The organism is Salmonella sp. NW38, from assembly GCF_051807745.1.
Classification (GTDB): domain Bacteria; phylum Pseudomonadota; class Gammaproteobacteria; order Enterobacterales; family Enterobacteriaceae; genus Salmonella; species Salmonella enterica.
Window position 1 is genome coordinate 136,396 of the sequence record NZ_JAMMTO010000010.1, and the last position, 16,769, is coordinate 153,164.

The 16,769-nt window shown below is 53.6% G+C and carries 15 protein-coding genes; 13 read left to right on the forward strand and 2 right to left on the reverse strand.

Annotated elements, in window-relative coordinates; all coding sequences use genetic code 11:
- Window positions 1–80 precede the first annotated feature (80 nt).
- The 4 genes from yfbV (at window position 81) to NA624_RS17815 (ending at window position 3,686) form a co-directional block, all read left to right on the forward strand.
- A complete protein-coding gene (gene yfbV / locus NA624_RS17800) occupies window positions 81–536 on the forward strand; it encodes a terminus macrodomain insulation protein YfbV (protein ID WP_000106617.1) in 456 nt (151 codons plus the stop codon).
- 82 nt (window positions 537–618) lie between these two features.
- The gene (locus tag NA624_RS17805) at window positions 619–1,113 is read left to right on the forward strand and encodes a YfbU family protein (RefSeq protein ID WP_000426135.1); all 495 of its coding nucleotides are present in this window, start codon (window positions 619–621) and stop codon (window positions 1,111–1,113) included.
- Window positions 1,106–1,783, forward strand: coding sequence for a sugar phosphatase (locus NA624_RS17810; RefSeq protein WP_001555201.1), 678 nt, complete (start codon window positions 1,106–1,108; stop codon window positions 1,781–1,783). Before NA624_RS17805 ends, NA624_RS17810 begins: the two co-directional genes overlap by 8 nt.
- 76 nt (window positions 1,784–1,859) lie before the next feature.
- Entirely contained in the window at window positions 1,860–3,686 is a 1,827-nt protein-coding gene (locus NA624_RS17815) for an SLC13 family permease (RefSeq protein ID WP_001012861.1), read from the forward strand.
- A gap of 91 nt (window positions 3,687–3,777) precedes the next feature.
- Here the strand turns inward: NA624_RS17815 and yfbR are convergent, their stop codons facing one another.
- Together yfbR and alaA are read right to left on the reverse strand one after the other, a co-directional pair.
- Window positions 3,778–4,377 (reverse strand): 5'-deoxynucleotidase, encoded by a 600-nt coding sequence (yfbR, locus tag NA624_RS17820; protein ID WP_000813882.1) that lies wholly within the window; start codon window positions 4,375–4,377, stop codon window positions 3,778–3,780.
- A 93-nt stretch (window positions 4,378–4,470) separates the two neighbouring features.
- The gene (gene alaA, locus NA624_RS17825) at window positions 4,471–5,685 is read right to left on the reverse strand and encodes an alanine transaminase AlaA (protein WP_000074540.1); all 1,215 of its coding nucleotides are present in this window, start codon (window positions 5,683–5,685) and stop codon (window positions 4,471–4,473) included.
- A 931-nt stretch (window positions 5,686–6,616) separates the two neighbouring features.
- Here alaA and lrhA point away from each other — a divergent pair.
- From lrhA to nuoH, 9 genes are all read left to right on the forward strand, one after another.
- Complete coding sequence (gene lrhA, locus NA624_RS17830) at window positions 6,617–7,555, forward strand: transcriptional regulator LrhA (RefSeq protein ID WP_000606292.1); 939 nt, start codon at window positions 6,617–6,619, stop codon at window positions 7,553–7,555.
- Between the two features lie 79 nt (window positions 7,556–7,634).
- Window positions 7,635–7,787, forward strand: a complete 153-nt coding sequence (locus NA624_RS17835; RefSeq protein ID WP_001121022.1) for an STM2329 family putative cytoplasmic protein — start codon at window positions 7,635–7,637, stop codon at window positions 7,785–7,787.
- A gap of 394 nt (window positions 7,788–8,181) precedes the next feature.
- A complete protein-coding gene (nuoA, locus tag NA624_RS17840) occupies window positions 8,182–8,625 on the forward strand; it encodes an NADH-quinone oxidoreductase subunit NuoA (RefSeq protein ID WP_000062993.1) in 444 nt (147 codons plus the stop codon).
- A 15-nt stretch (window positions 8,626–8,640) separates the two neighbouring features.
- Window positions 8,641–9,303: an NADH-quinone oxidoreductase subunit NuoB gene (gene nuoB / locus NA624_RS17845; RefSeq protein WP_000386728.1), complete on the forward strand. Its 663-nt coding sequence runs from the start codon at window positions 8,641–8,643 to the stop codon at window positions 9,301–9,303.
- An 86-nt stretch (window positions 9,304–9,389) separates the two neighbouring features.
- Window positions 9,390–11,192: an NADH-quinone oxidoreductase subunit C/D gene (nuoC, locus tag NA624_RS17850; protein WP_000247855.1), complete on the forward strand. Its 1,803-nt coding sequence runs from the start codon at window positions 9,390–9,392 to the stop codon at window positions 11,190–11,192.
- A gap of 2 nt (window positions 11,193–11,194) precedes the next feature.
- Window positions 11,195–11,695, forward strand: a complete 501-nt coding sequence (gene nuoE / locus NA624_RS17855; protein WP_000545038.1) for an NADH-quinone oxidoreductase subunit NuoE — start codon at window positions 11,195–11,197, stop codon at window positions 11,693–11,695.
- Window positions 11,692–13,029, forward strand: coding sequence for an NADH-quinone oxidoreductase subunit NuoF (gene nuoF / locus NA624_RS17860; protein ID WP_000800048.1), 1,338 nt, complete (start codon window positions 11,692–11,694; stop codon window positions 13,027–13,029). The genes nuoE and nuoF overlap by 4 nt, the downstream gene beginning before the upstream one ends.
- A 30-nt stretch (window positions 13,030–13,059) precedes the next feature.
- Window positions 13,060–15,786, forward strand: a complete 2,727-nt coding sequence (gene nuoG / locus NA624_RS17865; RefSeq protein WP_001528469.1) for an NADH-quinone oxidoreductase subunit NuoG — start codon at window positions 13,060–13,062, stop codon at window positions 15,784–15,786.
- Window positions 15,783–16,760 (forward strand): NADH-quinone oxidoreductase subunit NuoH, encoded by a 978-nt coding sequence (nuoH, locus tag NA624_RS17870; RefSeq protein ID WP_000118515.1) that lies wholly within the window; start codon window positions 15,783–15,785, stop codon window positions 16,758–16,760. Before nuoG ends, nuoH begins: the two co-directional genes overlap by 4 nt.
- Window positions 16,761–16,769 lie beyond the last annotated feature (9 nt).

Below are 16,769 nucleotides of genomic sequence, written 5' to 3' on the forward strand. Positions count from 1 at the left end.
AAAATGTTTTGAACGTTGTCCCTCGCAGTTGTTGTTTTGCACAAATTTTTTAAATTTTATATGTGAAGTTGAGGTAGGCCATGTCGACACCGGATAATCGCTCCGTAAATTTTTTTAGCTTATTTCGCCGGGGGCAGCACTACGCGAAGACGTGGCCGATGGAAAAACGGCTGGCGCCCGTTTTCGTCGAAAACCGCGTCATTCGTATGACGCGCTATGCCATACGATTTATGCCGCCTGTCGCCGTTTTTACATTATGCTGGCAGATAGCGCTGGGCGGTCAGTTAGGTCCGGCCGTGGCGACCGCCCTGTTCGCCCTGAGCTTGCCTATGCAGGGATTATGGTGGTTAGGGAAACGTTCCGTGACGCCGTTGCCGCCTTCAATCCTTAACTGGTTTTACGAAGTTCGCGGTAAATTGCAGGAGGCTGGACAAGCGCTGGCGCCGGTAGAAGGAAAGCCGGATTACCAGGCATTAGCTGACACGCTTAAGCGCGCCTTCAAACAACTGGATAAAACTTTCCTGGATGATTTGTAATTGACCCCGGATTACGCATATAAAAGAAGGCATACCAATGCCTTCTTTTTTTCATCGCCATAGCGTGATACAGGAGTTCAAAATGGAAATGACCAACGCGCAACGTCTGATTTTGTCTAACCAGTACAAAATGATGACGATGCTCGATCCCACCAACGCCGAGCGTTACCGTCGCTTACAAACAATTATTGAACGCGGCTACGGCCTGCAGATGCGCGAGCTGGATCGCGAGTTTGGCGAGCTGACGGAAGAGACCTGTCGTACCATCATCGATATTATGGAGATGTACCATGCGCTGCACGTCTCCTGGACCAACCTCAAAGATACGCAAGCCATCGACGAACGTCGCGTCACCTTCCTGGGGTTTGACGCTGCGACGGAAGCGCGTTACCTCGGCTATGTCCGTTTTATGGTGAATATAGAAGGACGCTACACTCACTTTGACGCCGGGACGCACGGCTTTAATGCCCAGACGCCGATGTGGGAAAAATACCAGCGGATGTTGAATGTCTGGCATGCCTGCCCGCGTCAGTACCACCTGAGCGCGAATGAAATCAATCAAATCATTAATGCCTGAGGAGGCTCGCGTGCAGTGTAAAGGTTTTCTGTTTGATCTGGATGGAACGTTGGTTGACTCATTACCTGCCGTCGAACGCGCGTGGTGTAGCTGGGCCGATCGTTTTAACCTTGCTCATGATGAGGTGCTGGGCTTTATTCATGGCAAACAGGCGATCACCTCGTTGCGGCATTTTATGGCGGGTAAATCGGAGGCGGAAATTGCCGCTGAGTTTACGCGCCTGGAGCAAATAGAAGCCACTGAAACCGCAGGGATCACCGCGCTGCCGGGGGCAGTCGATTTACTCAATCACCTGAATAAAGCGGGCATTCCGTGGGCTATCGTCACCTCCGGTTCAATGCCGGTCGCGCGTGCGCGCCATCAGGTCGCGGGCCTTCCAGCGCCAGAGGTGTTTGTCACCGCCGAACGAGTCAAACGCGGCAAACCGGAGCCGGATGCGTATTTGCTGGGCGCACAACTGCTTGGCCTGGCCCCTCAGGAGTGCGTCGTAGTAGAAGATGCCCCGGCTGGCGTGCTGTCCGGACTGGCTGCGGGCTGCCACGTCATTGCGGTCAATGCGCCGGCCGACACGCCGCGTCTGGCGGATGTTGATTTTGCGTTGGATAGCCTGACGCAATTATCGGTCGCTAAACAACCAAACGGCGATGTGGTGGTGTTAAGAAAGACCTGATCATGATATCGCCCCGCTTTGGCGGGGCATATTTATGGCAGAATCTCGTTATCTTCTCATCTGACAAGGATATGTTGTGAACGGTGAATTGATTTGGGTTCTCTCTTTACTGGCGATTGCCGTCGTGTTGTTTGCGACGGGCAAAGTACGTATGGATGCGGTGGCTTTATTCGTCATTGTTGCTTTTGTCCTTAGCGGTACCTTGACCCTTCCGGAAGCCTTCTCCGGCTTTAGCGATCCGAATGTCATTCTTATCGCCGCCTTATTTATTATTGGCGACGGCCTCGTGCGCACCGGCGTTGCTACGGTGGTCGGTACCTGGCTGGTTAAAATGGCGGGCAGCAGTGAAATCAAAATGCTGGTTTTACTGATGATCACTGTCGCCGGACTTGGCGCTTTCATGAGTTCAACCGGCGTGGTGGCGATTTTTATCCCCGTTGTTCTTAGCGTTTCTATGCATATGCAGACCTCGCCTTCGCGCCTGATGATGCCGCTGAGTTTTGCCGGGCTTATCAGCGGAATGATGACGCTGGTGGCGACGCCGCCGAACCTGGTGGTTAACAGTGAACTGCTGCGTGAAGGCCTGCACGGGTTCAACTTTTTTAGCGTGACGCCGCTGGGGGTAGTGGTGTTGGCGCTCGGCATTGTTTATATGCTGGTGATGCGCTTCATGCTAAAAGGCGATGCGCCCGGACAACAGGCCGGTAAGCGGCGCACTTTCCGCGATCTTATCCGCGAGTACCGTCTGACGGGGCGCGCTCGCCGTCTGGCGATTCGCCCCGGTTCGCCGATGGTGGGACAGCGACTGGACGACCTTAAACTGCGCGAACGTTACGGCGCCAATGTCATCGGCGTTGAACGCTGGCGGCGCTTTCGGCGGGTTATCGTCAATGTGAACGGCGTATCGGAGTTTCGCGCTCGCGACGTTCTGCTGATTGATATGTCGGCGGCGGAGGTTGACCTCAGAGAGTTCTGCGCCGAGCAACTGCTGGAACCGATGGTATTGCGAGGAGAATATTTTTCCGATCAGGCGTTGGATGTCGGGATGGCGGAAATTTCGCTTATTCCGGAGTCTGAACTGATTGGCAAGTCGGTGCGTGAAATCGCCTTCCGTACACGTTACGGGCTGAATGTGGTCGGCCTGAAACGCGACGGCGTCGCGCTGGAAGGGTCGCTGGCCGATGAGCCGTTATTGATGGGCGATATCATTCTGGTCGTGGGGAACTGGAAGTTAATCAGCCTGCTGGGGCAAAAAGGCCGCGACTTTGTGGTGCTGAATATGCCGGTCGAGGTCAGCGAAGCCTCGCCGGCGCACAGCCAGGCGCCGCACGCCATTTTCTGCCTGGTACTTATGGTGGCGCTGATGTTGACCGATGAAATTCCCAACCCGATCGCGGCGATTATCGCCTGCCTGCTGATGGGAAAATTTCGCTGTATTGATGCTGAAAGCGCGTATAAAGCGATCCACTGGCCGAGTATTATCTTGATTGTGGGTATGATGCCGTTTGCGCTGGCGTTGCAAAAAACCGGCGGCGTCTCTCTGGTCGTGCAAGGGTTAATGGATATCGGCGGCGGCTATGGGCCGTATATGATGCTGGGATGCCTGTTCGTGCTGTGCGCCGTCATAGGACTGTTCATTTCTAACACGGCAACGGCGGTGCTGATGGCGCCGATTGCGCTGGCGGCGGCGAAATCGATGGGGGTGTCGCCCTATCCGTTTGCGATGGCGGTGGCGATGGCGGCCTCCGCCGCCTTTATGACGCCGGTTTCATCGCCGGTCAATACTCTGGTTCTGGGGCCGGGAAACTATAGCTTTAGCGATTTTGTGAAGCTTGGCGTGCCGTTCACGCTTATTGTGATGGCGGTTTGTATTGTGATGATTCCGATGTTGTTTCCGTTTTAACCCCAGACAGGAAAAGGCCTGATGGCGCTGCGCTTATCAGGCCTACGGGAAGAACGGTAGGCCGGATAAGGCGTTAGCCGCCATCCGGCAACTAAAGCGGTGAATCCTGGCTTATCTCGTCAAGAGAAAGATGGAAACTTGGTACGAACACCGCCATAAAATAGTCCATCTCCTGGCTGCGACGTAATTCCAGCGTTTTTTCCAGCCGCGTTTTTGCCAGGCCAAACTCATTGTTTCCCGCCGATAGCTCCTCCAGGCATTTCAGGTAGGCGCAAAGCGCATCGGCCTGTTTTACGATTGCCTGTTCTTCTTCGCTCCAGGCATTCTCATCAATAAGCGGTGCGAAAATATCGCGCAATTCATCCGGCGCCATATCAACCAGCTTTTGCTGGGCGATTTTTTCGATCGCTTTATATTCCTGGGCTATCTGGGAATTAAAATATTTTACCGGCGTCGGCAGATCGCCGGTCAGTACTTCCGAGGCATCATGATACATCGCCAGAAGCGCGATGCGTTCAGCATTGAGCTGACCGCCAAATTTACGGTTTTTTATCGCCGCCAACGCATGGGCGACCATCGCCACCTGCAGACTATGTTCGGAGACGTTTTCCGTACGCACGTTACGCATCAGCGGCCAGCGGTTAATCAACTTCATGCGGGAGAGATGGGCGAAAAAATGGCTCTGCTTCATAGATTACCTTTTGTTTTCACTGCGGCAGACTTCATTGTGCGGGGAGGGAGATGAAGATGCAATTCAGGCTACCGAAGTAGCCTGAATTTAAGATTATTGATGGTAACCTGAGAGGAAACGCCCAAAACGGTTGATGGCCATCTCCAGGTCATCTTCACGCGGTAGCGTCACAATGCGGAAGTGATCCGGCCACGGCCAGTTAAAGGCGGTACCTTGCACCAGCAGCACCTTTTCCTGTAGCAGGAAGTCCAGCACCATCTTCTGGTCATCGTGAATATTAAAACGTTTAGCGTCGATCCTGGGGAACATGTACAACGCGCCGCGCGGTTTTACGCAGGAAACGCCGGGGATATCGTTAATCAACTCCCAGGCGCGGTTACGCTGTTCATACAGTCGGCCGCCCGGCAGAATAAATTCGCTAATGCTTTGATAGCCGCCGAGCGCGGTCTGAATAGCATGTTGCGCCGGGACGTTGGCGCACAGGCGCATTGAGGCTAACATCTCCAGTCCTTCAATATAGCCCTTCGCATGTTTTTTCGGCCCGTTCAGCACCATCCAGCCCTGGCGGAAGCCGGCGACGCGATAGGTTTTAGACAACCCATTAAAGGTGATGGTCAGCAGATCAGGCGCCAGTGCGGCGATAGAGTGATGCTCGGCATCGTCATAGAGAATCTTGTCATAAATTTCATCGGCGAAGATGATGAGATTATGCTCGCGCGCAATGTTGACAATTTCCATCAACAATTCTTTAGAATAGACGGCGCCAGTAGGGTTGTTTGGATTAATAATGACAATACCACGCGTACGTGGGGTGATTTTGGCGCGGATATCGTCAAGGTCCGGGAACCAGTCGGAAGATTCATCGCAAAGATAATGTACCGCCTTGCCGCTGGAGAGCGATACCGCCGCTGTCCATAACGGATAATCGGGCGCGGGAACCAGCATTTCATCGCCACTGTTAAGCAACGCCTGCATCGCCTGAACGATCAGCTCGGAAACGCCGTTACCGATATAGATATCTTCCACGGTTACATCGCGCATTCCACGGGCCTGATAATGCTGCATAATTGCTTTACGGGCGGAATAAAGCCCTTTCGAGTCGCAATATCCTTGCGCCGTCGGCAAATTACGAATGACATCGACCAGAATTTCGTCCGGCGCTTCGAATCCGAAGGGGGCGGGGTTGCCGATATTCAGTTTAAGAACTTTATTACCTTCTTCCTCAAGGCGTTTCGCTTCTTTCAGAACGGGGCCACGAATGTCATAACAGACATTTTCGAGTTTGCTGGATTTTTCAATGGGGGACATGAATCTTGACCTTTTAGCTGTTATTGCCACTCCCTGCCGTGGAAGTCAGCACGAAACAATGTACTCCCACGACGGTGAGTTTTGAAGAGTGAACAGAAGAAGATTTTGTTTATTTTTAACGCGCTTTCGTACTGTTTAAAACTTCATAAAATCATTTGGTTAGATGCATTTTCTATTTTTGTCTGTATGTATAGTGTTTTATTCTATGTGATTGCTCGTACTGTGGTTTTTTATGTTGTTAGAAATTATCTGTTTTATGAGAGATAAGCATTCATCATTAGTGTCGCGCTGGCTATTTCGGAAATACTGAGTATTAAAGGTAAAATGAGAAGGTTAGACCTTTCCGGCGGCGGGGGGTGTGAAACTATTGTTAAGTATAATTAATGAATGGTAGAAATCTTAATTAATTATTATTTAATATTTAAAAAGCATTTACTAAAGTCGTAATAATATCTTTCTGGTCCGATTAGTATAACATATCCTAGGTTAAGATTATTCGTAATAATACTTATAAATATAGCGGTTTTAGGTTAAGATAATGATCCGAAACGGGGGCGTAGTCTGCGTTGTCTGCTAATTATCATGACGCGATTTTATACATAACCTATTGTTCAATATATTGTTTTTGTATCTGTGCGTCTCGGTAAACTATTTGACGCTGTTACAAGATTTACACGTCCATCATTAGCAGAAATCTGTAGACGCCTAAAGGTATGACACATTCTCTTTGATATATCCCGATCAGTTGCATTTGGTATTATATCAGTAAGTAAGAGAAGTGTTTTGGTCGTATTTTCAATTACATTCTAACATTTACCTGGGTAACCAGGCGGTACTGCGAAGGATGCACATTACAAATGGAATTGCTTGTTTCTGAATGCACAGCATTAACCAGGTCAGCCCGATATGACCCGCCAGTAAGTGAAAAATTATGATAAATGCAAATCGTCCGATAATTAACCTCGATCTCGATCTGCTGAGAACGTTCGTGGCCGTTGCCGATCTGAACACCTTCGCCGCGGCGGCGGCGGCGGTATGTCGTACTCAGTCTGCGGTCAGTCAGCAAATGCAGCGTCTTGAGCAACTCGTGGGAAAGGAATTGTTCGCCCGCCATGGCCGTAACAAACTTTTGACCGAACACGGTATCCAGCTTCTGGGGTACGCCAGAAAAATCCTGCGTTTTAATGATGAGGCGTGTTCATCATTAATGTTCAGTAATCTTCAGGGAGTGTTAACAATCGGCGCTTCTGATGAATCAGCTGATACTATCCTGCCTTTTTTGCTTAGCCGAATCAGCTCGGTTTATCCGAAACTCGCGCTTGATGTACGGGTAAAACGCAACGCCTATATGGTGGACATGGTTAAATCGCAGGAAGTAGATTTGGTGGTGACGACTAACCAACCTCATTCGCTGGACTGTCTGAATTTGCGGACCTCGCCCACCCATTGGTATTGTGCGGCTGAGTATGTTTTGCAAAGGGGAGAGCCCGTACCATTAGTCCTGCTGGACGATCCCAGCCCATTCCGCGATATGGTGCTGGAGACGCTAAATGCAGCGGGTATTCCCTGGCGGCTGGCCTATGTGGCGTCTACATTACCGGCGGTACGCGCGGCCGTTAAAGCTGGTCTTGGCGTAACGGCTCGACCTGTCGAAATGATGAGTCCCGACCTTCGCGTGCTGGGCGTCGCAGACGGATTACCGCCTTTGCCGGATACGGAATATCTGTTGTGCCGCGATCCCAATAGCCAGAACGAGCTGGCGATGGTGATTTTCCATGCGATGGAAAGCTATCAAAACCCATGGCATTACAACCAGTTTTCTGCAGAGGGCGGAGATGATCCGCTGATGGTGGAAGGGGGTTTTGAGTAGCTCGCAGGCAAAAGGCGCTAAGTCGTAAATGTAAAAAAGAGCCGCTGGCGATGAAAAAACGCTCAGTGGCTCTTTTTTTGTGCCCATCTGTACGCGCTTAACCGCACAAATTGTAAAAGTTGCGGTAAATCAGCCAGTAGCGATTCGCAGTTCAATGTGGGTAAAAAATAACCAGAACATCCATTTTATGAATTTGCATGTTAAAAAACTAGAGAAATTGTTGCTGTTTTAGGGGGTGAATTAACAAAAGCGTGTCACAGATCAAGAAAATACTCCCATTTAGGGGGAGGCATCTTCACAAATTCCTGTCAAAATAGGTGTGTGTTATTTCTTTTGCTTCACAACGGACACGATTCAACAACATAAAATCCCCCCTGGTCGAAGAGTCATTTTCTCCAGGATGGCACTTAATGTTAATGATGATGAATTGATGTAAATTAATGTGAAGGAACTTTTGTTAAAGTTGACAAAAGGTTATAGAAAGGAGTAAAAAACCACATCAATTAGCTGTTTTTATCATTTTCTACAGTAATTGTAGGGTTTTTTTTATTCCTCCCCATGAATCGATGTGGCGCCCATCTGCCGTAAAGAGCAGAGAAACTGGCGCTACTTTTGATGAGTAAGCAATGAGTATGTCAACATCCACTGAAGTCATCGCTCATCACTGGGCATTCGCTATCTTTCTTATCGTTGCCATTGGCCTGTGCTGCCTGATGCTGGTAGGCGGTTGGTTTTTGGGCGGTCGCGCACGCGCGAGGCACAAGAACGTTCCGTTTGAATCAGGTATCGACTCGGTCGGCACCGCCCGCTTACGCTTGTCTGCCAAGTTTTACCTGGTAGCCATGTTCTTCGTTATCTTCGACGTTGAAGCGCTGTATCTGTTCGCATGGTCGACTTCTATCCGCGAAAGCGGCTGGGTTGGCTTTGTGGAAGCTGCAATTTTTATTTTTGTGTTACTGGCTGGTCTGGTTTATCTGGCGCGTATTGGCGCGTTGGACTGGACGCCCGCGCGTTCACGCCGCGAGCGTATGAACCCGGAAACGAACAGTATCGCTAATCGTCAACGCTAACCGCGAGGCATTAAGATGGATTATACGCTCACCCGCATAGATCCTAACGGTGAGAATGACCGTTACCCCCTGCAAAAACAGGAGATCGTAACTGACCCCCTGGAGCAGGAAGTTAACAAAAACGTGTTCATGGGCAAACTGCATGACATGGTTAACTGGGGCCGTAAAAACTCAATTTGGCCCTACAACTTCGGCCTTTCTTGCTGCTATGTAGAGATGGTGACCTCTTTTACCGCAGTGCATGACGTCGCCCGTTTCGGCGCGGAAGTGCTGCGTGCGTCGCCACGTCAGGCTGACCTGATGGTGGTGGCCGGTACCTGCTTTACCAAAATGGCCCCGGTTATTCAGCGTCTGTATGACCAAATGCTGGAGCCAAAATGGGTCATTTCTATGGGCGCCTGCGCCAACTCCGGCGGCATGTACGATATTTATTCGGTAGTGCAGGGCGTTGATAAGTTTATCCCGGTGGATGTGTATATCCCTGGCTGTCCGCCGCGTCCGGAAGCGTATATGCAGGCGTTGATGCTGCTGCAAGAATCGATTGGCAAAGAGCGCCGTCCGCTCTCATGGGTGGTGGGCGATCAGGGCGTGTATCGCGCCAATATGCAGCCAGAACGCGAACGTAAACGCGGCGAGCGTATTGCCGTCACGAACCTGCGTACCCCGGACGAGATTTAATTTGCGCCTGTCGGCAGCAGCACTTCACTTCGCTAACCACTATTTTAATAGCGCGAAGCACTGCCGACCACCACGGACCATTTGCAATGGTGAACAATATGACCGACTTAACCGCGCAAGACGCTGCATGGAGTACCCGCGATCATCTTGATGATCCGGTTATCGGCGAACTGCGCAACCGTTTTGGGCCGGATGCCTTTACCGTTCAGGCGACCCGCACCGGTATCCCCGTTGTTTGGGTCAAGCGTGAACAACTACTGGAGGTTGGCGATTTCTTAAAGAAACTGCCGAAACCTTACGTCATGCTGTTTGACTTACACGGCATGGATGAACGCCTGCGTACGCACCGTGACGGGTTACCCGCCGCGGATTTTTCCGTTTTCTACCACCTGATTTCCATTGAGCGTAATCGCGATATCATGCTCAAGGTGGCGTTGTCTGAAAACGACCTGCGCGTGCCGACCTTCACTAAACTTTTCCCTAACGCCAACTGGTACGAGCGTGAGACCTGGGAGATGTTTGGTATTGATATCGAAGGCCACCCGCACCTGACGCGCATCATGATGCCGCAAACCTGGGAAGGCCATCCGTTGCGTAAAGATTATCCGGCGCGCGCGACCGAATTCGACCCGTTTGAGCTGACCAAAGCCAAGCAGGATCTGGAGATGGAAGCGCTGACCTTTAAGCCGGAAGACTGGGGGATGAAGCGCGGGACTGACAACGAGGACTTTATGTTCCTCAACCTCGGCCCGAACCACCCGTCTGCGCACGGTGCGTTTCGTATTATCCTGCAACTTGACGGCGAAGAAATCGTCGATTGCGTGCCGGATATCGGCTATCACCATCGCGGCGCCGAAAAAATGGGCGAGCGCCAGTCCTGGCATAGCTACATTCCCTATACCGACCGTATCGAATACCTCGGTGGTTGCGTCAATGAAATGCCGTACGTGTTGGCGGTAGAAAAGTTGGCAGGGATCACCGTCCCGGATCGTGTGAACGTCATCCGCGTGATGCTCTCCGAACTGTTCCGCATTAACAGTCATCTGCTGTACATCTCGACCTTTATTCAGGACGTCGGCGCGATGACGCCGGTCTTCTTTGCCTTTACCGACCGGCAGAAAATTTATGACCTGGTGGAAGCCATTACCGGTTTCCGTATGCACCCGGCCTGGTTCCGTATCGGCGGCGTCGCGCACGACTTGCCGCGCGGTTGGGATCGCCTGCTGCGAGAGTTCCTTGAGTGGATGCCGAAGCGTCTGGATTCTTACGAGAAAGCCGCGCTGCGTAACACCATTCTGAAAGGGCGTTCGCAGGGCGTTGCCGCTTACGGCGCGAAAGAAGCGCTGGAGTGGGGCACCACCGGCGCAGGGCTGCGCGCGACCGGGATCGACTTCGACGTGCGTAAATGGCGTCCATACTCTGGCTACGAAAACTTTGACTTTGAAGTGCCGGTGGGCGGCGGTGTTTCCGACTGCTATACCCGCGTGATGTTGAAAGTGGAAGAGCTGCGCCAGAGTCTGCGCATTCTTCAGCAGTGCCTCGATAACATGCCGGAAGGCCCGTTCAAAGCGGATCACCCGCTGACCACGCCGCCGCCGAAAGAGCGCACGCTGCAACATATCGAAACCCTGATCACCCACTTCCTGCAGGTCTCCTGGGGCCCGGTGATGCCGGCGCAGGAGTCCTTCCAGATGGTGGAAGCGACGAAGGGGATTAACAGTTACTACCTGACCAGCGACGGCAGCACTATGAGCTACCGTACCCGCGTGCGCACGCCGAGCTTTGCGCACCTGCAGCAGATTCCCTCGGCGATCCGCGGTAGCCTGGTTTCCGACCTGATTGTCTATCTGGGTAGTATCGATTTTGTTATGTCAGATGTGGACCGCTAATTATGCACGAGAATCAACAACCACAAACCGAGGCTTTTGAGCTGAGTGCGGCAGAGCGTGAAGCGATAGAGCACGAGAAGCACCACTACGAAGACCCGCGTGCGGCGTCCATTGAAGCGCTGAAAATCGTTCAGAAGCAGCGTGGCTGGGTGCCGGACGGCGCGATCTACGCTATTGCCGATGTGCTGGGTATTCCGGCGAGCGACGTCGAAGGCGTCGCCACATTCTACAGCCAGATCTTCCGTCAGCCGGTCGGTCGCCACGTGATTCGCTACTGCGACAGCGTGGTGTGCCATATCACCGGCTATCAGGGGATTCAGGCCGCGCTGGAAAAAAATCTCAACATCAAACCGGGGCAGACGACCTTTGATGGTCGCTTTACGCTGCTGCCGACCTGCTGCCTGGGGAATTGCGATAAAGGGCCGAACATGATGATTGATGAGGATACTCACAGCCATCTGACCCCGGAAGCCATTCCTGAACTACTGGAGCGGTATAAATGAAAAACGTTATCCGTACTCCCGAAACCCACCCGCTGACCTGGCGTCTGCGCGATGACAAACAGCCGGTCTGGCTGGATGAATATCGTAGCAAAAACGGCTACGAAGGCGCGCGTAAGGCGCTGACCGGCCTGTCTCCGGATGAAATCGTCAGCCAGGTAAAAGACGCCGGTCTGAAAGGGCGCGGCGGCGCGGGCTTTTCCACCGGTCTGAAGTGGAGCCTGATGCCGAAAGATGAATCCATGAACATCCGTTACCTGCTGTGTAACGCCGATGAAATGGAGCCGGGCACCTATAAAGACCGTCTGCTGATGGAACAGCTGCCGCACCTGCTGGTGGAAGGTATGCTGATCTCCGCGTTCGCGCTGAAAGCGTATCGTGGTTACATCTTCCTGCGCGGCGAATATATCGAAGCGGCTGTACATCTGCGCCGTGCGATTGCTGAAGCAACCGAGGCCGGGCTGCTTGGCAAAAATATCATGGGCACCGGGTTCGACTTTGAACTGTTTGTCCACACCGGGGCAGGGCGTTACATCTGTGGTGAAGAAACGGCGCTGATTAACTCCCTCGAAGGCCGCCGCGCGAACCCACGCTCCAAGCCGCCCTTCCCTGCGACCTCCGGCGTATGGGGCAAACCGACCTGTGTGAATAACGTCGAAACGTTGTGCAACGTCCCGGCAATCCTCGCCAACGGCGTGGAGTGGTACCAGAACATTTCGAAAAGCAAAGATGCGGGTACCAAGCTGATGGGCTTCTCAGGCCGCGTGAAGAATCCGGGCCTGTGGGAATTACCGTTCGGCACCACCGCGCGCGAGATCCTCGAAGACTACGCGGGCGGTATGCGCGATGGCCTGAAATTCAAAGCCTGGCAGCCGGGCGGGGCGGGAACCGACTTCCTGACCGAGGCGCATCTTGACCTGCCGATGGAGTTCGAAAGCATCGGTAAAGCAGGCAGCCGTCTGGGCACCGCGCTGGCGATGGCGGTAGACCACGAAATCGGCATGGTATCGCTGGTGCGTAACCTGGAAGAGTTCTTTGCCCGCGAATCCTGCGGCTGGTGTACGCCATGCCGCGACGGGTTGCCGTGGAGCGTGAAAATTCTACGCGCGCTGGAGCGTGGCGAAGGCCAGCCGGGGGATATCGAGACACTTGAGCAACTGTGTCGTTTCCTCGGACCGGGTAAAACCTTCTGCGCGCATGCGCCGGGCGCGGTTGAGCCACTGCAAAGCGCAATTAAGTATTTCCGCGAAGAATTCGAAGCTGGCATCAAGCAGCCGTTCAGCAATACCCATTTAATCAATGGTATTCAGCCGAACCTGCTCAAAGAGCGCTGGTGAGTTAACGATTTTTAATTTGGAAGCATGCTAATGGCTACGATTCATGTAGACGGCAAAGAATACGAGGTCAACGGCGCGGACAACCTGCTACAGGCATGTCTGTCCCTCGGCCTTGATATTCCGTATTTTTGCTGGCACCCGGCGCTGGGAAGCGTCGGTGCTTGCCGCCAGTGTGCGGTGAAGCAATACCAAAACGCGGAAGATACGCGTGGTCGCCTGGTGATGTCCTGTATGACGCCAGCCACCGACGGTACCTTTATCTCTATTGACGACGAAGAAGCGAAACAGTTCCGTGAAAGCGTGGTGGAGTGGCTGATGACTAACCACCCGCACGACTGTCCGGTTTGTGAAGAGGGCGGTAACTGCCATCTTCAGGATATGACCGTGATGACGGGTCATAGTTTCCGTCGCTACCGTTTCACCAAACGTACCCACCGCAACCAGGATCTGGGGCCGTTCATCTCTCACGAAATGAACCGCTGCATCGCCTGCTACCGTTGTGTGCGTTACTACAAAGATTATGCCGACGGCACCGATCTGGGCGTCTATGGCGCGCATGACAACGTCTACTTCGGGCGTCCGGAAGACGGTACGCTGGAAAGCGAATTCTCCGGTAACCTGGTCGAGATTTGCCCGACCGGCGTCTTCACCGATAAAACGCATTCCGAGCGTTACAACCGTAAATGGGACATGCAGTTTGCGCCGAGCATCTGCCAGCAGTGTTCCATCGGCTGTAACATCAGCCCGGGCGAGCGCTATGGCGAACTGCGCCGTATCGAAAACCGTTACAACGGTACCGTTAACCACTACTTCCTCTGCGACCGCGGTCGTTTCGGCTATGGCTATGTGAACCTGAAAGACCGTCCGCGTCAGCCGGTTCAGCGCCGTGGCGATGACTTTATTACTCTCAACGCCGAGCAGGCGATGCAGGGCGCGGCGGATATTCTGCGCCAGTCGAAGAAAGTGATCGGTATCGGTTCGCCACGCGCCAGCATTGAGAGCAACTTTGCGCTGCGTGAGCTGGTTGGTGCGGAAAACTTCTACACCGGTATCGCGCGCGGCGAGCAGGAACGTCTGCAACTGGCGCTGAAAGTGTTGCGTGAAGGCGGAATTTACACCCCAGCGCTGCGGGAAATCGAATCTTATGACGCGGTACTGGTATTGGGCGAAGACGTTACCCAGACCGGCGCGCGCGTTGCGCTGGCGGTACGCCAGGCGGTGAAAGGTAAAGCGCGTGAAATGGCGGCGGCGCAGAAAGTAGCCGACTGGCAGATTGCGGCCATCCTTAACATCGGCCAGCGTGCCAAACATCCGCTGTTCGTGACCAACGTGGACGGCACCCGTCTGGATGATATCGCCGCCTGGACCTATCGCGCGCCGGTGGAAGATCAGGCGCGCCTGGGCTTTGCGATTGCTCATGCGCTGGACAATACAGCGCCTGCGGTTGACGGTATCGACAGCGACTTACAAAACAAAATTGATGTCATTGTGCAGGCGTTGGCCGGCGCGAAAAAACCGCTGATTATCTCCGGCACTAACGCCGGTAGCAGTGAGGTGATTCAGGCGGCCGCCAACGTGGCGAAAGCGCTGAAAGGCCGTGGCGCCGACGTCGGTATTACTATGATTGCTCGTTCCGTGAACAGCATGGGGCTGGGTATGATGGGCGGCGGTTCGCTTGATGATGCGTTGGGCGAGCTGGAAACCGGCAGTGCGGACGCGGTGGTGGTGCTGGAAAACGATCTCCACCGTCATGCAAGCGCTACGCGCGTGAACGCTGCGCTCGCCAAAGCGCCGCTGGTGATGGTGGTTGACCATCAGCGCACGGCGATTATGGAAAACGCGCATCTGGTGCTTTCCGCGGCAAGCTTCGCCGAAAGCGATGGTACGGTCATCAACAACGAAGGCCGCGCGCAGCGCTTCTTCCAGGTTTATGATCCGGCCTACTACGATAACAAGACGATTATGCTGGAAAGTTGGCGCTGGCTGCATTCACTGCACAGCACCGTCGAAAACCGCGAAGTGGACTGGACTCAGCTTGACCACGTGATCGACGCGGTCATTGCCGCCATGCCGCAATTTGCCGGTATTAAAGACGCCGCGCCGGATGCGACCTTCCGCATTCGTGGGCAGAAGCTGGCGCGCGAACCGCATCGTTACAGCGGTCGTACCGCAATGCGCGCCAATATCAGCGTGCACGAACCACGTCAGCCGCAGGATAAAGACACCATGTTCGCCTTCTCAATGGAAGGGAATAACCAACCGACTGCCCCGCGATCTGAAATTCCGTTCGCCTGGGCGCCGGGCTGGAACTCCCCGCAGGCGTGGAACAAATTCCAGGATGAAGTGGGCGGCAAACTGCGTCACGGCGATCCGGGCGTGCGTTTGATTGAAGCGACTGAGGGCGGTCTGGATTATTTCACTACCGTGCCGGCAAGCTTCCAGGCGCAGGACGGTCAGTGGCGTATTGCGCCGTATTACCACCTGTTTGGCAGCGACGAATTGTCTCAGCGTTCTCCGGTCTTCCAGAGCCGTATGCCGCAGCCGTATATCAAACTTAACCCGGCGGATGCCGCGAAGTTGGGTGTCAATGCCGGGACGCGCGTCTCCTTTAGCTACGATGGCAATACGGTGACGCTGCCGGTTGAAATCTCTGAAGGGTTAGCGGCAGGGCAGGTAGGGCTGCCGATGGGTATGCCTGGCATCGCGCCGGTTCTGGCTGGCGCGCGTCTTGAGGATCTGCGGGAGGCGCAACAATGAGTTGGATTACACCGGATCTGATTGAGATCCTGCTGAGCATTCTCAAAGCGGTGGTGATTCTGCTGGTGGTCGTCACCTGCGGGGCCTTCATGAGCTTTGGCGAACGTCGTCTGCTGGGTCTGTTCCAGAACCGTTATGGACCAAACCGCGTTGGCTGGGGCGGCTCGCTCCAGCTGGTCGCGGACATGATCAAGATGTTCTTTAAAGAAGACTGGATCCCGAAATTCTCGGATCGCGTCATCTTTACCCTGGCGCCGATGATCGCGTTTACTTCGCTGCTGCTCTCCTTCGCCATTGTGCCGGTTAGCCCTAATTGGGTGGTGGCCGATTTAAACATCGGGATTTTGTTCTTCCTGATGATGGCCGGTCTGGCGGTTTACGCGGTGCTGTTCGCCGGTTGGTCGAGCAACAACAAATACTCGCTGCTGGGCGCGATGCGCGCGTCTGCCCAGACGGTGAGCTACGAAGTGTTCCTTGGTCTTTCCCTGATGGGCGTGGTGGCGCAGGCCGGTTCATTTAATATGACCGATATCGTCAATAACCAGGCGCATCTGTGGAACGTGATTCCGCAATTCTTTGGGTTTGTTACTTTCGCCATCGCGGGCGTAGCGGTCTGTCACCGTCACCCGTTTGACCAGCCGGAAGCCGAGCAGGAACTGGCGGACGGTTACCACATCGAATATTCCGGTATGAAATTCGGTCTATTCTTCGTGGGGGAGTACATCGGTATCGTCACCGTTTCCGCGCTGATGGTAACGCTGTTCTTCGGTGGCTGGCATGGCCCGTTCTTACCGCCATTCGTCTGGTTCGCGCTGAAAACCGCGTTCTTCATGATGATGTTCATTTTGATTCGTGCGTCGTTACCGCGTCCGCGTTATGACCAGGTAATGTCCTTCGGCTGGAAAGTTTGCCTGCCGCTGACGCTCATCAACTTGCTGGTAACGGCGGCTGTCATTCTGTGGCAGGCGCAATAAGGGACACAA

Coding starts and splice junctions, on each gene's coding strand:
- nuoG (WP_001528469.1), top strand. CDS start 13,060: ATGGCTACGATTCATGTAGACGGCAAAGAATACGAGGTCAACGGCGCG.
- yfbV (WP_000106617.1), top strand. CDS start 81: ATGTCGACACCGGATAATCGCTCCGTAAATTTTTTTAGCTTATTTCGC.
- alaA (WP_000074540.1), bottom strand. CDS start 5,685: ATGTCCCCCATTGAAAAATCCAGCAAACTCGAAAATGTCTGTTATGAC.
- nuoA (WP_000062993.1), top strand. CDS start 8,182: ATGAGTATGTCAACATCCACTGAAGTCATCGCTCATCACTGGGCATTC.
- nuoE (WP_000545038.1), top strand. CDS start 11,195: ATGCACGAGAATCAACAACCACAAACCGAGGCTTTTGAGCTGAGTGCG.
- NA624_RS17805 (WP_000426135.1), top strand. CDS start 619: ATGGAAATGACCAACGCGCAACGTCTGATTTTGTCTAACCAGTACAAA.
- yfbR (WP_000813882.1), bottom strand. CDS start 4,377: ATGAAGCAGAGCCATTTTTTCGCCCATCTCTCCCGCATGAAGTTGATT.
- nuoH (WP_000118515.1), top strand. CDS start 15,783: ATGAGTTGGATTACACCGGATCTGATTGAGATCCTGCTGAGCATTCTC.
- NA624_RS17810 (WP_001555201.1), top strand. CDS start 1,106: ATGCCTGAGGAGGCTCGCGTGCAGTGTAAAGGTTTTCTGTTTGATCTG.
- nuoB (WP_000386728.1), top strand. CDS start 8,641: ATGGATTATACGCTCACCCGCATAGATCCTAACGGTGAGAATGACCGT.
- nuoC (WP_000247855.1), top strand. CDS start 9,390: ATGGTGAACAATATGACCGACTTAACCGCGCAAGACGCTGCATGGAGT.
- nuoF (WP_000800048.1), top strand. CDS start 11,692: ATGAAAAACGTTATCCGTACTCCCGAAACCCACCCGCTGACCTGGCGT.
- lrhA (WP_000606292.1), top strand. CDS start 6,617: ATGATAAATGCAAATCGTCCGATAATTAACCTCGATCTCGATCTGCTG.